General features: G+C 43.8%; 14 protein-coding genes. 11 read left to right on the top strand and 3 right to left on the bottom strand.

The window, feature by feature from the left end; all coding sequences use genetic code 11:
- Positions 1 to 185: 185 nt before the first annotated feature.
- Together L4C34_RS17155 and pepT are read left to right on the top strand one after the other, a co-directional pair.
- The gene (locus L4C34_RS17155) at positions 186 to 1,736 is read left to right on the top strand and encodes an AbgT family transporter (RefSeq protein WP_428790561.1); all 1,551 of its coding nucleotides are present in this window, start codon (positions 186 to 188) and stop codon (positions 1,734 to 1,736) included.
- A 12-nt stretch (positions 1,737 to 1,748) separates the two neighbouring features.
- The gene (pepT, locus tag L4C34_RS17150; protein WP_428790560.1) at positions 1,749 to 2,978 is read left to right on the top strand and encodes a peptidase T; all 1,230 of its coding nucleotides are present in this window, start codon (positions 1,749 to 1,751) and stop codon (positions 2,976 to 2,978) included.
- A gap of 159 nt (positions 2,979 to 3,137) precedes the next feature.
- Here the strand turns inward: pepT and L4C34_RS17145 are convergent, their stop codons facing one another.
- Positions 3,138 to 3,983, bottom strand: coding sequence for a helix-turn-helix domain-containing protein (locus L4C34_RS17145; protein ID WP_428790559.1), 846 nt, complete (start codon positions 3,981 to 3,983; stop codon positions 3,138 to 3,140).
- A gap of 311 nt (positions 3,984 to 4,294) precedes the next feature.
- On the opposite strand from L4C34_RS17145, the gene L4C34_RS17140 reads away from it, so the two are divergent.
- From L4C34_RS17140 to L4C34_RS17115, 6 genes are all read left to right on the top strand, one after another.
- On the top strand, positions 4,295 to 6,196 hold the full coding sequence (locus tag L4C34_RS17140) for a PTS fructose transporter subunit IIABC (protein WP_428790558.1): 1,902 nt from the start codon (positions 4,295 to 4,297) through the stop codon (positions 6,194 to 6,196).
- A 173-nt stretch (positions 6,197 to 6,369) separates the two neighbouring features.
- On the top strand, positions 6,370 to 7,569 hold the full coding sequence (gene manA, locus L4C34_RS17135) for a mannose-6-phosphate isomerase, class I (RefSeq protein ID WP_428790557.1): 1,200 nt from the start codon (positions 6,370 to 6,372) through the stop codon (positions 7,567 to 7,569).
- Between the two features lie 24 nt (positions 7,570 to 7,593).
- On the top strand, positions 7,594 to 8,493 hold the full coding sequence (locus L4C34_RS17130) for an ROK family protein (protein ID WP_428790556.1): 900 nt from the start codon (positions 7,594 to 7,596) through the stop codon (positions 8,491 to 8,493).
- Positions 8,494 to 8,660: 167 nt separating this feature from the next.
- A complete protein-coding gene (locus tag L4C34_RS17125) occupies positions 8,661 to 8,933 on the top strand; it encodes a helix-turn-helix domain-containing protein (RefSeq protein WP_428790555.1) in 273 nt (90 codons plus the stop codon).
- A 195-nt stretch (positions 8,934 to 9,128) separates the two neighbouring features.
- Positions 9,129 to 9,818, top strand: coding sequence for a sulfite exporter TauE/SafE family protein (locus L4C34_RS17120; RefSeq protein WP_428790616.1), 690 nt, complete (start codon positions 9,129 to 9,131; stop codon positions 9,816 to 9,818).
- A gap of 209 nt (positions 9,819 to 10,027) precedes the next feature.
- Positions 10,028 to 10,456: a YccF domain-containing protein gene (locus tag L4C34_RS17115; protein ID WP_428790554.1), complete on the top strand. Its 429-nt coding sequence runs from the start codon at positions 10,028 to 10,030 to the stop codon at positions 10,454 to 10,456.
- A 98-nt stretch (positions 10,457 to 10,554) separates the two neighbouring features.
- On the opposite strand, the gene L4C34_RS17110 is transcribed toward L4C34_RS17115, so the two are convergent.
- Entirely contained in the window at positions 10,555 to 11,025 is a 471-nt protein-coding gene (locus L4C34_RS17110) for a DUF1203 domain-containing protein (RefSeq protein WP_428790553.1), read from the bottom strand.
- A gap of 158 nt (positions 11,026 to 11,183) precedes the next feature.
- On the opposite strand from L4C34_RS17110, the gene L4C34_RS17105 reads away from it, so the two are divergent.
- Positions 11,184 to 11,966, top strand: coding sequence for a substrate-binding periplasmic protein (locus tag L4C34_RS17105; protein ID WP_428790552.1), 783 nt, complete (start codon positions 11,184 to 11,186; stop codon positions 11,964 to 11,966).
- A gap of 139 nt (positions 11,967 to 12,105) precedes the next feature.
- Here L4C34_RS17105 and L4C34_RS17100 read toward each other — a convergent pair whose 3' ends face one another.
- Entirely contained in the window at positions 12,106 to 12,804 is a 699-nt protein-coding gene (locus tag L4C34_RS17100; RefSeq protein ID WP_428790551.1) for a substrate-binding periplasmic protein, read from the bottom strand.
- A gap of 460 nt (positions 12,805 to 13,264) precedes the next feature.
- Here L4C34_RS17100 and L4C34_RS17095 point away from each other — a divergent pair, with 460 nt between their 5' ends.
- Together L4C34_RS17095 and L4C34_RS17090 are read left to right on the top strand one after the other, a co-directional pair.
- Positions 13,265 to 13,762, top strand: coding sequence for a GNAT family N-acetyltransferase (locus L4C34_RS17095; RefSeq protein WP_428790550.1), 498 nt, complete (start codon positions 13,265 to 13,267; stop codon positions 13,760 to 13,762).
- Between the two features lie 30 nt (positions 13,763 to 13,792).
- The coding region (locus L4C34_RS17090) for a transposase (RefSeq protein WP_428790549.1) at positions 13,793 to 14,005 on the top strand (213 nt) is incomplete at its 3' end.

The raw sequence follows: 14,005 nt of genomic DNA, 5'->3' as shown, positions 1-14,005 counted from the left end.
AACCTTTAAATATGGCTGAAGTCAATCTTGGATTTGTTGTGGCGGGTCGGTTAAAAGATAAAATAATGAGCAAGATTTCTTATTTACATGATTTTGTTCACAGTCTCTATTATTATATATCACAATAATTGAATGTTTATTCCTTTGGAAGTAGTGTTTTTATTTTTCATTTAACAGGGAAGCGAATGAATAATATAGCAGTACAGCAATCGAATAATACAGGGTTTATTGTCGCAGTTGAAAGGTTAGGTAATGCCTTGCCTAATATTACTATGCTTTTTGTGTATGCATTAATCATATGCATGTTTTTAAGCCTCGGCCTTTCTTTTATCCATTTTGACTATCTTCACCCTTTGACTAAAGAGCCGATTCAAATTAATAATATGTTTGAACCACAGAGATTGATTGCGTTTATTCTTTCAATGGTGAAAAATTTCGTTAATTATCCTCCTCTTGGGATGACAATTGTTGCGACGCTAGGGATTGGTATTGCGGAAGGTGCAGGCTATGTCAATGTATTGATTAAAAAGCTACTTAAGCTAACGTCATTACGATTTTTAACACCTTCTATTGTTTTGATTGGTATTTTGTCACACGTTGTGTCAGATAGTGCATATGTTATTTTAATGCCGGTCTCTGCGATGGTTTTCTATGTATCCGGCCGTCATCCATTGGCGGGTATTGCAGCTTCGTTTGCAGGTTTAGCTGGTGGTTTTACCGCCAGTTTTACGCCATCGATTATTGATCCCATCATGCAGTCATTTACTCAAGACGCCGCGAGAATTATCGACCCAACGTATAATGTTAATGTGCTTTGCAACTATTTTGTTAGCCTTGGCGGCACGGTCGGCGTGTTACTTATGTGCTGGTTCGTGACCGATAAATTTGTCGAGCCGAGGCTTAATCAAATGTGGCCAGTCGATTGTGATGTTGATACCAATGATATCAATAGCGAAATGAGTGAAGCAGAGACAAAAGCATTTAAAAAAGCCACTTTTTCTGTGCTTGTATTTGCGGCATTAGTTGTTCTTCTGGCCTTCCCTGAGCATTCCATTCTGCGGGCCCCAGATGGGACTCTTACTTCGCCCAAAGCACCTATGATGCAAGCGATCGTTCCATTGCTGCTGGTCGTATTCTCTCTGCCTGGTTTAGTTTATGGTTATTCCGTCGGCGTTTTCAAAAATTCCAATGATGTCACCAAATCGATGGAGAAAGTCGTCACTACGCTAATCGGCTTTATTGTTTTTGCTTTCTTCTCAGCTCAGTTTTTATACGCTTTTAAAATGTCGAACCTTGGCACGTTAATCGCTGTTTCTGGGGCTGAATTCTTGAAATCTCTTGCTATGCCTGCGCAGTTAACGGTCACGGGCATCATCATTTTAACCGCCGTATTGAACTTTGTCATTACGTCAGCCTCATCAAAATGGGCCATTCTTGCGCCCATTTTTGTCCCTATGCTGATGGCGGTCGGCCTTTCCCCTGAGCTGACTCAGGCAGCATTTAGAATCTCAGATTCAGCGATTAATGTATCTACGCCAATGTTTGCCTTCTATCCCCTGATTATCATGTATTGCCAGCGTTACGTGAAGAACACTGGGGTAGGGACGTTGGTGGGGATGATGGTGCCGTACAGCATTGGCTTATTGTTGGTTTTAACTGCCACACTCTTTATATTCTGGGGATTCGATATCCCCCTAGGTTTTGATTCAGGCTATACATTTTCACCCAATATGTAATAAGGATTTAAGATGATCGCGAAACAGTTAGAGAGTCGATTTTTGCGCTATGTGGCTATCGATACGCAAAGTGATGCAAGTGTGAAAAAAGTGCCTTCAACGGAAGGGCAATGGGAGTTGGCTAGGCTTCTCTGTGATGAGTTATTATCTCTGGGTTTTGAAGACACCTTGCTCGATGAAAATGGCATTGTCACGACTAAAATTGTCGGTAATCATCCTGCAAAAGCTGCGATTGGTTTTCTAGCACACCTTGATACCGTCGATGTTGGCTTGAACTCGCAAGTGAAGGCACAGAAAATTCATTATAGCGGCCAAGAGATTGTGATGAATGAGGCGCTAGGGATTCTTTTCGATAAGCAAACCAATCCCGAAATTGAAAACTACTTGGGTGATGACATCTTTATCTCCGATGGCACCAGTGTGTTAGGTGCCGATGATAAAGCCGCGATCGCCACTATGATGACCATTGCTGAGAATATTGCTAAAGGTGATATCGAGCATGGCGATCTTTACTTCGCGTTTCTACCTGATGAAGAGATCGGCTTAAGAGGGGCGAAACTGATGGATCTTGAACGATTTTCTCCAGATTACGCGTATACATTAGATTGCTGTGAGATTGGTGAAGTGGTGTATGAAACCTTCAATGCTGGACATGCTTGTGTGCATATTAAAGGGGTAACTGCTCACCCAATGTCTGCGAAAGGAGTCTTGGTCAATCCAATCTTGATTGCAAATGACATTATTAATCAGTTTGACCCAATGCAGACACCTGAACATACCGAAGGTCGAGAGGGTTATATTTGGTTTACGGACATCATTTCGAATGCTGCTCAGGCGAAGCTTGATATTGCCATTCGTGATCACGATTTAGCGAAGTACCAAGACAAAAAAGTGCAGATAGAGTCGGTGATTGAGCAGATGAGTATTAAGTATCCGTCGGCGGATATTAAGCTGGAAATGAGCGACACTTATTCCAATATCGCGAATAGTGCAGATCGCAGCCATCCAGCGGTCGATGCAATTTATCATGCGTTTGCTCAGCTTTCTATTACGCCGAAAACGTTAGCGATGCGTGGAGGCACCGACGGTTCAGCGTTATCGGCAATGGGACTGGTTACGCCAAACTATTTTACTGGTGCTCATAATTTTCATTCAAAATATGAGTATTTACCTATGTCTTCGTTTATCGCTTCTTACAACGTGACCAAAACGCTGATAGATAACGTATTGGAAAAAGAATAACCCTATTTTTGGGTGTTGTCTGAAATCAGGACCTTTCTATTGCTTGCCTGATTTCAGATAATAACTGCGTCATCCATGAATTTCTTCAAGTAATAGAAAGCGTTTCCATAACGATTCTGGCCAGTGCTGTAGTTCGGCATAGAATTCAGACCGGCGTCTTTAGCTTACTCTCGTTCGATATTCACTTGGCGTACACCCAGTTCGAGTTTTGAACACTCGGAAGAAGTAGTTTACATCTTGGAAGCCACACCGAGTGGCCACTTCAGCTAAGCGAAATTCATAGCGTTTAAGCATAAACTTCGCTCTGTCTATTCTCACCCAGGTAATGTAATCGGCGAGGGTCATATGCCCTTGTTGCCGGAACATTCGTGATAAGTGATTGGGTGAAATATTGAAGCGGCTTGCTATATTACTGCGTGAGATATTGCGATGAAAATTTTCTTGAATATAGATACAAATACCTTGATATAAGTCTTCACCACGGTTGCGGGTAGGGTGAACTGAATCACCCAACATATTGTTGCAGTAGTTCAACAAAGCTAATAATAAGCACTCATCAACGGGGTGCCTTTGAACTTCACGCGATAGTGCATTAATGGCATCTAATATATGGTCTATCGCATGACCCGTTCGAGTCTGAATGCTGTATTTCTGTACATCAATAAATCCTTCTTGCCCCTTTTGCTTACTCACTAAACTCAGCCCCAATTGGCGGCGGCCAAACAATAGGCTGACCACTGAGCAAGACTCCTCCCAATGGGGTTTATTCCAACAGTTTGGTGGCACATACAGTGCGTCGCCGGTGAGCACCTTTACCGTGGCAATTTCACCGTCTTGATCTTCTACCTCGTTGACGTAAGTCCCACTGAGGACAAGCTCTAAACGCGGGAAGTTTACTTGATAGCTGAACGGTGGCGGCTCGCAATTATCTCCCCCATACCAAATTCGATTAAATCTATTTCTTTCGGTGAGGAGAATGTCGATGACGTTTTTGAATGTTTCCATTGAACGGGATTCTAGTTACCTATTGATACTCTAATCCAATTTTAAATTTTATTAATTGATAGTCAAAACTGTTATTGATATCTATATTACGTCAATCTTCTTTTAACTTATTGATTTTATATGGTAATTTTCGAGTATTTAACTTTTTTCTCATCTTTAAAAAAGTAAGACTAAGATCACGTTTACAGTATGATGTTACAATAATCCAGTAAATGCATGTTTACTGCACTGTTTCGATGATCGGTCTTCGGCCAAAATGCTTGGGTTTGATAACTAGCTGAAATCAATTTCCCAATAAAAAGGTGGAGCCGATGATCACCAACTTAATCAACGAGAATCTGATCAAACTTGATCTTAAAGCCTCGTCAAAAGAAGCAGTGTTTAATGAGCTGATTGATGTATTACACAATCAGGGACGCATTAGCGATAAAGCCCAGTTTTTGGCCGATGTTAAGGCCCGTGAAGAACTTGGCAATACAGGGTTTGAAGATGGTGTGGCTTTACCTCACGCGAAGAGCGCGGCGGTCATTGAGCCTGCGGTTGTCATTGGGGTAAGTAAACAAGGCATCGATTACGGCGCTGAAGATGGCCAACCGTCGAAACTGTTTTTTATGATTGCTTCTCCTGATGGGGGCGCGAATCACCACGTAGAAGTGTTGGCTGAACTCTCTTCTAAATTGATTGAAGATGGCTTCATTGAGCGATTTCTTGCGGCCAGCAATGCACAAGATGCGTTGCAACTGTTGTTGCAAAAAGGTCCTGAAGAGACGAACACGAAAGAAGCCAATAAAGGTTTTATCATTGGTGTAACAGGGTGCCCGGCAGGTGTTGCACACACTTATCTTGCGGCAGAATCTCTTGAGAAAGGCGCGGCAGAGCTAGGCTACAAAATTAAAGTAGAAACCAACGGCTCAATCGGCGTCAAGAACAGCCCGACCGCGGCTGAAATCAATTCTGCCGACGCGATTGTGGTGGCTTGTGACAAACAAGTCGATATGGATCGCTTTGCCGGAAAAAAAGTCATCGTGACAGGAGTAAAGGCACCGATTAAGGATGCTAAAGGTGTCATCAATAATGCCCTTAACGCTGGGCCTTACAAAGCCTCATCCGGTGGTTCCGATAATTCTGATCAAGAAAGAACAAGTTCAGCGCGCTCTGATTTGTATAAATATTTAATGAACGGTGTGTCGCATATGATTCCGTTCGTTGTGACAGGCGGTTTGCTTATCGCACTATCGCTCGCGATTGGTGGGCACCCGACACCACAAGGAATGAAGATCCCCGATGGGAGCACGTGGAACCAAGTGCTGAATGTCGGCGTGGTGGCGTTCCAGTTAATGATCCCAATTCTTGCGGGTTACATAGCATACGCAATTGCCGACCGTCCTGCCCTTGCACCAGGCTTGATTGGTGGTTGGATTGCGAACACGGGCTCTTTTTATCACGCTCACGCGGGTACGGGCTTTATCGGTGCAATTGTCGCAGGTCTATTAGTTGGTTACTTTGTGAAATGGGTAACGAGCATTAACTACCATAAATTCCTTCAGCCACTTGTCCCGATCATGATTGCCCCGATCACCGGTACGCTGTTTATCGCTGCGTTATTTATCTTCGGCATTGGCGCTCCAATCGCAAGCTTGATGGACCACTTAAATCATATGTTGACCGGTTTGAGCACAGGTAATGTTGTGCTGCTAGGTATCGTATTGGGTGGTATGGCTGGTTTCGATATGGGTGGTCCGTTCAATAAAGTCGCTTTCCTATTCTCAGTTGGCATGATTGCGAGTGGTCAAACTCAATTTATGGGTGCGATGGCGTGTGCGATTCCAGTTGCTCCGCTTGGTATGGCGATTGCTACAATCATTGGACGCAAACTGGACATCTTTGAAGCGGCAGAAATTGAAGCGGGTAAAGCCGCTGGCGCGATGGGTTTAGTAGGCATTTCTGAAGGTGCAATTCCATTTGCCGCCCAAGACCCTCTATCTGTGATTCCTGCCAATATGATTGGCTCTATGGTGGCGGCAGTGATGGCATTTTCCTTTGGCATTACCGATAGTGTTGCCCATGGTGGCCCTGTAGTCGCACTACTAGGCGCAATGAATAAACCTGAACTAGCTCTCCTTTGCATGTTGTCTGGTGCGATAGTGACTGCGCTTGTGTGTGTCACTCTCAAGAAGTTTCGCCAGCAGAAAGTAGCGTTAGCGACGGCCTAAGTTACAGTTTTTGTGGACGCCGAACTCGGCGTCCTAATATTTTATACAACAGCTGGAATTGGAACCTGTTAAACTCCAGCTATTTATCCTGATTGCACTTTACCCGCAAGCGCAAGCAGTTTTGTTGTACTCCCGACCGTGATCGGGAGATTTTTATTTAAAGGTAACCCTAGATGTTGACTATGCCACAAGCCAGTTTCTTTTTAATGCGTAACGTGATTCAAGATTATGCGTGGGGCAGTACAACCTCCATGACCAAACTGTTTGGTATTGAAAACGTTGAGCAACAACCTCAAGCGGAACTTTGGATGGGAGCGCACCCAAACGGCTGTTCACAGGTTGAATGGAACGAGCAGCTTATCCCTTTGTCACAGTTGATTGAGCAAGATAAAGTGGCCTGTCTCTCTCATTCAACAGCAGAGCATTTTGGTGAGTTACCATACTTGTTCAAAGTGTTGGCCGCTGAAAAGGCATTATCGATTCAAGTTCACCCAAATAAGCAAGAAGCTGAGGTCGGCTTTTCTGCGGAAGAAAACACGGGCGTGCCGTTACATGCTAAAGAACGTAATTATAAAGATGCCAATCATAAGCCTGAGCTTGTGTATGCGTTAACGCCCTATCAAGCGATGAACGGCTTTCGTCCATTTGAACAAATCGTGGCTCAATTCCAAGCCATGCAGCTACCTTCGATTGCCCCTTTGGTTACGGCACTGTCTACACAGCCAACGTCCTCTCAGTTGGAAACGTTTTTTACATCCATGCTTTCTTTGCCAGAGGATGTAAAGTGCACCGCTGTGTCTGAGCTGATTACCTATGCCACGCAGCAAGCAGATGATGAGCTAATGCAGCTCGTGTTGTCGTTGTCTGAGCAATACCCAAATGATATTGGTTTGTTCGCCCCTTTGATGTTGAATGTGCTTACTTTACAGCCTGGTGAAGCGATGTTTTTGAGCGCCCGCACTCCTCACGCATACATTAAAGGAACAGGCTTGGAAATCATGGCTAACTCTGACAATGTGTTACGAGCGGGATTAACTCCGAAGCATATGGATGTTGGGGAATTGGTACGTTGTACTCGGTTTGAAGCCACGTCGCCTGATTCACTCAAGCTGATCCCTAAGGAGCACGACGGCAGCTTGTCTTATCCAATTTCTGTTGATGATTTCAAATTTACGTTATTGCTAGCGTCAGATGATCGTCAGGTAGAGGTTGTCAGTGCTGAGATCTTATTGCCATTGGATGAGCCACTCATGTTAGAAGATGAACGTGGTGAGCAGTTACGTGTAGAAAAAGGTCAATCAGTGTTTATTCCTGCGTGTACCGCTTCTTATACAATGAACTGCGAAGGTAGAGTGGCTAGAGCGCATAATTAGTCTCATGGTTTGGAGAAAGTATATATGTTGATTGGATTCGATATTGGTGGCACCAAAATAGAAGTTTGTGTGATGGACAATACGGGGCGGGAGCTGAAAAAGCAGCGCGTCGCGACCCTTCGTAATTACACCGATTTTGTCGAACAAGTGGTTTCTCTGGTAGCTGAATGTGAGCAAGAGTTTGGTCGCATTGAGCAAGTCGGCATGGGGCTCCCCGGTGCTATTAGCCCAGCAACGGGCCTAATAAAGAATGCCAACAGTACTTTTCTCAATGGCAACGATTTAAAAGCGGATTTAGAGCAAAGTTTGAACCGTACGGTGCATATCGCTAACGATGCCAATTGTTTTGCGCTGTCGGAAGCGGTAGATGGCGCGGGCAAAGACGGATGCGTTGTGTTTGGCGTTATTATTGGAACTGGCTGCGGTGGTGGTTTCGTGTTCAATAAACAGCTGATCGTAGGGGCGAATGCATTGGCAGGCGAGTGGGGGCATAATCCCTTGCCTAATTTCTCCGAAGAAGTCGATGGGCCATCTCGTGATTGTTATTGCGGGCGGAAAAACTGCATAGAAACCTTTATTTCTGGCACTGGTTTTGGTCAAACGGGGAGCCAATTCTACGAGCAATCGGTTTCCGCACAGGATGTAATGGCAAGATATCGTGACGGTGAAGCAGCGGCGCAGGCGGCGTATAAGTTATTGGTTGATCAGATGGCGCGTAGCCTTGCGGTGATTGTTAATGTCCTCGACCCAGACGTTATCGTATTGGGGGGAGGCTTGTCCAATGTCAGTGAGCTCTACGGTGACCTGCCAAAAGCAATGCCAGCCTATATTTTTTCCGATGTGGTTGAGCTCAACATTCGCCCTGCGAAATACGGTGATAGCAGTGGCATTCGTGGCGCTGCGTGGTTGTGTGACCGCCCCTAAAGTGATCTTTGCATTTTGCAACAGCTTCGTTGCAAAATGAAGTGAGATACGATTGTACAATCAGGTGTGAATCGTAAGTTGCTGACTTTTAACTGGCTTACCCAACCGATGTTTTTGGTATGAATCCTGCTCTTTCCTATCACAACAGAAGCTGAATGGAGGGAAGCATGATTCAGAATATAATTGTAGGTTTACTGCGTAGGCGAAGGATTGTTGCTGGCGTGACTCAGCAACAGGTCGCCGATAAAGTGGGTGTTCACCTGATACATTTGCAAAGAATTGAACGTGGCGCACAAGCGATGACACTGAGCGAATACTATCGCGTTTTAAATGCGCTTGGTTTATCTGAGTCAGATATATTGTGTGATTTGTTTGATCAGCAGTGTATCTTAACTTTTAGAGATGAGACTCCCAACAATCTGGCTTACCGTACATGGTGAGCCCTTTCCAAGCATTTCTGAATTAACCGCCAATAATCTCTGTATAATTTTTTGCAACTTGGGTATTGTTAACAGCTTATATCTGTTGTTACCGCTGCTCGCTCTAGCACCTCAAGTAAAGTCTGAGTGACGGTATATTCTCGATTTAGGGTGTTTATTGTGTCTGAATGGTTCACTTCTTCAGCGCTGATCGCAATGTTGCTTATTTTTCTTGGAGCCTACGTACAAACTGCGATTGGCTTCGGGTTGGCGATTGTCTCAGCGCCTTTACTATTTCTAATTTCTCCGAGTTATGTGCCTGCCCCTATTGTATTGGTGGCGTTATTTGTGTCGATTCTTAATGCAATGAAATATCGTTCAAACATTTCTATCGGTGGCTTAAAGACCGCATTGATTGGACGTGTTCCCGGCTCCATTGCAGGAGGTGCGCTACTGGTACTTGTTTCGACTAAGGTCTTGTCACTTTGGCTCGGTGTACTCGTTTTGTTGGCGGTGGTGATGAGTCTATTGCCATTTCGTCTTGAGCCTACGCCGATGCGGATGGGCATTGCGGGCTTTTTCTCTGGTTTTTTCGGTACAAGTTCTGGCATAGGTGGGCCGCCAATGGCGCTGCTGCTTCAGCATCAAGAGGCGAGCCAATTACGAGGCAACCTTTCTGCTTTTTTTGTCTTTAGCTCGGTGATGTCTTTGTTGGTCCAAATCCCATTCGGTTATTTCACTTGGCATCACGTATGGATTAGCATTCCACTGATTCCGGCGTCTTGGCTTGGTTATTGGCTGGCGCAAAAAACAACTCACGCTTTGCCTAAAGATAAAATTCGAATAGGCGCGTTAAGTCTGTGTTTAATTAGCGGTCTGACCGCATTAATTGAAGGTTTGTCATGATAAGGTTAATGTACATTCATCTTAGGTTAACCCGTCTCTTATAAAGTAAAGGTCGAGCTTTCTATTACATAGAAAGATAAATGACATGAATCTTACGCAGGCGCAGTGAGAGTCAAGCAATATAGGTAACCCAAGAAATCGTTTTATGGGTGTCGCTGGAAAGCCAGACGACTATATAAGCATTAGTAGAGTTGAGATTAGGTACAGTGATGAGAACAATTGGTAATATTCTTTGGTTTTTGCTTGGCGGCGCAGCGATGGGTTTACTCTGGTGGGCGTTCGGCTTATTGGCGTTTATCAGCATTATTGGCATTCCATGGGGGCGTGCGTGTTTCGTCATGGGACGTTTTTCTTTCTTCCCATTTGGCTATGAAGCCGTGCCACGCAACCATGTGTTCAGAGAACAAGATATCGGAACAGGGACGCTCGGTTTTATCGGTAACGTGATTTGGTTTTTGTTCGCAGGCTTATGGTTAGCACTTGGCCATTTGGTCTCAGCGGTGGCGTGTTTTGTTACGATTATCGGTATCCCATTCGCGCTCCAGCACCTAAAACTGGCCATCATTTCACTAGCCCCAATTGGTAAAACGGTGATCTCGAAAAAAGAAGCCGCATGGATGAAATACTCAACTCGATAAGCGTGTGCGACCTTCACTCAATACTTAAAGGCAGCTTCGGCTGCCTTTGTCATAACTTGTTTATGTTAGCTAGGCACTTCCGTTGTTTAGAATACTTCCTAGACGCGAAATATATTACAACTGAAGCATCCGGGATTTGCATTGTGAACTTGTAGATATTCAGCTTCACTGTTTAAGAACTGTTTTTGGATAATCCGACGAAGTCCTAAGCCCTGAGTTGTTTCCGCAGCAATCATCTCGCTATTGAGATTGTATGCTCTTACTGATAACAATCTTTCTGCCAATATCTCTGGTATCTCGTTAGTTTTCAACTTAGCCGTTTCAGCATTTTCTCGAATAAAAATAGGTCCAGATGCCTGATATGGTGAATCTACATCATGATATTTATAAGTGACGACTAAAATGCTTTCACCGATTTCAGCTTCCTTTAGCGACACACGGCAAGGGTAGCCGGGCTTAGACTTTGCGATTGTCCAACGAGCATTACGAAATAGATTATTGTTCTTGCCGGACAGTTCAGATAGGTGTTTCTTCTCTATCGCTTTAATAATAAAGTCCGTTCTCGTCATCGGTATTGCCTCTCATTTCTTTTAAAACACTAGGATAGAGAGTTAGCCCGCATTTACTGGCCACATTCGGAACCGTCATGTTAATGCCCCCATTTTTACCTTCGATGAGCACCTATTGACTACACTTAAAGCTTAACTAGCCTTCGGTTGGGATTGTCATGTGTGATGGAGTTAAACAGTTATTCAATTCATGGGTAGCGGCGGTTATTAGTCTCTTGGCCAGCCCTTATGTTGTGAGTGGGGGGATAACGGATCTTGAGTTTTATACCGAAGTCGGCCCGCCTCAAAATTATGAAGCCAAAGGGAAAGTGACTGGTATTGCGGTTGATCTTTTACTGGCGGCATCTGAAAACGCTGGAGATAAGATAAAGGCCTCTCAAATTACTGTCCTTGCTTGGGATAAGGCCTATCAAAAGGCATTGTCGGAACCTAATGCCGTCATATTTTCAGCTATGCGTACCAAGCATCGCGAACACCTTTTTCACTGGGTTGGCCCGATACAACCATTTAAAGTCGTTTTACTGGCTCGCAAAGACACACATATCAAAGTCGCTGGTGTTCAAGACTTAGCAAATTATAAAATTGGTGTGATCAGGGATGACATAGGCGAGCAGCTCATGCTCGATATGGGAACGCCTAGGAATTCATTACATGAAGCCGCCGATGCTGTAACACTAATAAAATTACTCTATAAAAAACGCATTGATTTGATTGCTTATGGAGAAAGCCCAGCGAAGTATTGGGCGTCGACGGTAGGAATCGATCATCAAGTGTTTGAATCCGTTTATACACTGGAGCAAGGCGAGCTTTATTATGCGCTGAACAAACATATTGACCAGAGCCTTGTCGAGCAGTTACAGCAAGGGCTTGATAAAGTGAAATTAACTCCAGGCGACGGGAGTGCAAACCAATACGATAAAATTCTTAGTAAGTACCGATGAATAACATTAAATGATTTGAATAAGCTCATGAATGCGTGGGCAGTAATCTAGTGCTGATTTTTCCAGCGAGAGGCCTTGAACTGGTTGAGCAGTTTCATGGAGGAATTGGCGTTTTTTCGCAGCGCCGTAGGAATCACCTTCAATAATAAATAAGAGTTTCGCCAGTGTACTTGACAATAATTTCTTTGAGCACACCTTGCTGCTTGAGAGTATTAATTGACGATATGAGTTTATCCACTAATTTTCGGTCGTAGTTTTTTGAAGACATTTGCATCCATACAGTTTTGGTATTCAACACATATGGTTGACCAAAGGCGTCCCATTTTGTGTCCATAGTTTTTAGTTCATATGAGATGCTGCCTAATGCGCCGATGATAGCGTCGACTCTGCCGTGAAGTAGCAGACGAATACCTTGATTGTAGTTATTTACGCTCACTTTAGTGATGTTTACGTCAGAATCAAATTCGCTTGAGTAGTGTGCGTTTCTTATCGTCGCGACTTTTTTCCCGTGAAGATCGGTGAGTGAGCGAATCGTGAATTCCGGTCTCGCGACAATCACATTACTATCAGTAAATATTTTGGCGATGTTGACTACTTTTCCTTTGAGCCGCTTATTGGGATAGAGCATCGAAATGTCTGCAGTCCCTGATTCGAGTTCAAGTAAAATTCTTGGGTAGGGTTTTAAGGTATTGACGTAAGGGAGTTGGGCATTATCGGCGATGGCATTGGCAATATCATACAAAAGGCCTGATGGCTGGTTATGTTCGTTTTTAAAGCCGACAGGGACTAACTCAACCGTGGATATCTTGAGAGTTTTTGCCTGTGTGATAGTGGGCATCGTGAAAAACAGCGCTGCTATCAACAAGGAAAAAACGCTTCTAGAGCACGCCTTAAAATGGTTATTAACAATAGAAGAAAGTCCAATAATCATTACTTGATAAGCTCGATAGGTAACCAATACTTTAAGCATAGCCCGTGAAGAACTCTAATCACATCGTATCAATCCACATGACAGAGATTACTCTTAGATTTGTCATTTTTAGTGGGCTATTCCACTGATGCCACAAAATGAATGACTCATCGTTTCTTTAACTTCAGTAAAAGGGTCATAATCGAGCGTTAAAACAACGATTGAGTAGGCTCAGAAGCTTACCTCTTACTAACAGTTCAACGCTCGAGCTGTTAGTAAGTTTCCTCCCGATATTAGCTGAAATTTGCTTTGCCGCTCTATCTAAATGCGGTTGTATAGCAGCCGCTCTCGACGGACAACCGATATGCAGCCATAACTAGGAAAAGTCATGCAGTTGGAAGAAGAAAATTATTATTTACGTTCACTAGAATTGAGTGATTGCGAGCAGTTTTATGCTTGGTCTTGCGATCGAAAAGTGACAATACACAGTCTCTCCTCGTATGCATACCCACAATCAAGATCTGATATTACGACATGGCTTTTGACGATTAATTCAGATAACAATAATGTTTCATTCGGTATTTGCTCTAAAGAAAATGATCAGTTGATTGGCTATTCCGGTATTTCCTCGATTAGTACATTAAATCGAAGCGGAGAATACTTCATTCTGATTGGTAACAAGGAATTCTGGGGGCAGGGAATAGGAACTCTGGTGACCAAGTTAGTCACTCACTATGCTATTCAAACTCTAGGTTTACATCGAGTGCAATTAACCGCAAGTGTTCTTAACAAAGGTGCTATCAGAGCATATGCTAAAGCGGGTTTTAAACACGAAGGGGCGTTGTTGCCCAAATCGATTGAACCTTTTTCCATCCTTACGATCTGATCTTTTGAGAATGATTGTTGGGATACAAAAATGGGTAAGTCGAAAGCTAAAATCACGAACTGGAGAGCATACAACCAAGCACTCTGTCAGCGTGGCGGGGTTACTTTTTGGATTGACGATTCAGCGGTGAAAGCCTGGAAATGTATGACCCATCACGGCAAGAGAGGTCGAGGGTTTCAATACACCGACACGGCGATTGAAACCGCCCTAATGATAAAAGGTATCTTCTCTCTCCCGCTTCGT

This window comes from Vibrio profundum (assembly GCF_050337555.1).
Taxonomy (GTDB): Bacteria; Pseudomonadota; Gammaproteobacteria; order Enterobacterales; family Vibrionaceae; genus Vibrio; species Vibrio profundum.
Note: the sequence above shows the minus strand (reverse complement) of the source record. Positions and strands in the feature narration are given on the sequence as shown.

Excerpts from the sequence above, each read along its gene's own strand:
- L4C34_RS17155 (WP_428790561.1), top strand. The coding sequence starts at position 186 with ATGAATAATATAGCAGTACAGCAATCGAATAATACAGGGTTTATTGTC.
- pepT (WP_428790560.1), top strand. The coding sequence starts at position 1,749 with ATGATCGCGAAACAGTTAGAGAGTCGATTTTTGCGCTATGTGGCTATC.
- L4C34_RS17145 (WP_428790559.1), bottom strand. The coding sequence starts at position 3,983 with ATGGAAACATTCAAAAACGTCATCGACATTCTCCTCACCGAAAGAAAT.
- L4C34_RS17140 (WP_428790558.1), top strand. The coding sequence starts at position 4,295 with ATGATCACCAACTTAATCAACGAGAATCTGATCAAACTTGATCTTAAA.
- manA (WP_428790557.1), top strand. The coding sequence starts at position 6,370 with ATGTTGACTATGCCACAAGCCAGTTTCTTTTTAATGCGTAACGTGATT.
- L4C34_RS17130 (WP_428790556.1), top strand. The coding sequence starts at position 7,594 with ATGTTGATTGGATTCGATATTGGTGGCACCAAAATAGAAGTTTGTGTG.
- L4C34_RS17125 (WP_428790555.1), top strand. The coding sequence starts at position 8,661 with ATGATTCAGAATATAATTGTAGGTTTACTGCGTAGGCGAAGGATTGTT.
- L4C34_RS17120 (WP_428790616.1), top strand. The coding sequence starts at position 9,129 with ATGTTGCTTATTTTTCTTGGAGCCTACGTACAAACTGCGATTGGCTTC.
- L4C34_RS17115 (WP_428790554.1), top strand. The coding sequence starts at position 10,028 with ATGAGAACAATTGGTAATATTCTTTGGTTTTTGCTTGGCGGCGCAGCG.
- L4C34_RS17110 (WP_428790553.1), bottom strand. The coding sequence starts at position 11,025 with ATGACGAGAACGGACTTTATTATTAAAGCGATAGAGAAGAAACACCTA.
- L4C34_RS17105 (WP_428790552.1), top strand. The coding sequence starts at position 11,184 with ATGTGTGATGGAGTTAAACAGTTATTCAATTCATGGGTAGCGGCGGTT.
- L4C34_RS17100 (WP_428790551.1), bottom strand. The coding sequence starts at position 12,804 with ATGCCCACTATCACACAGGCAAAAACTCTCAAGATATCCACGGTTGAG.
- L4C34_RS17095 (WP_428790550.1), top strand. The coding sequence starts at position 13,265 with ATGCAGTTGGAAGAAGAAAATTATTATTTACGTTCACTAGAATTGAGT.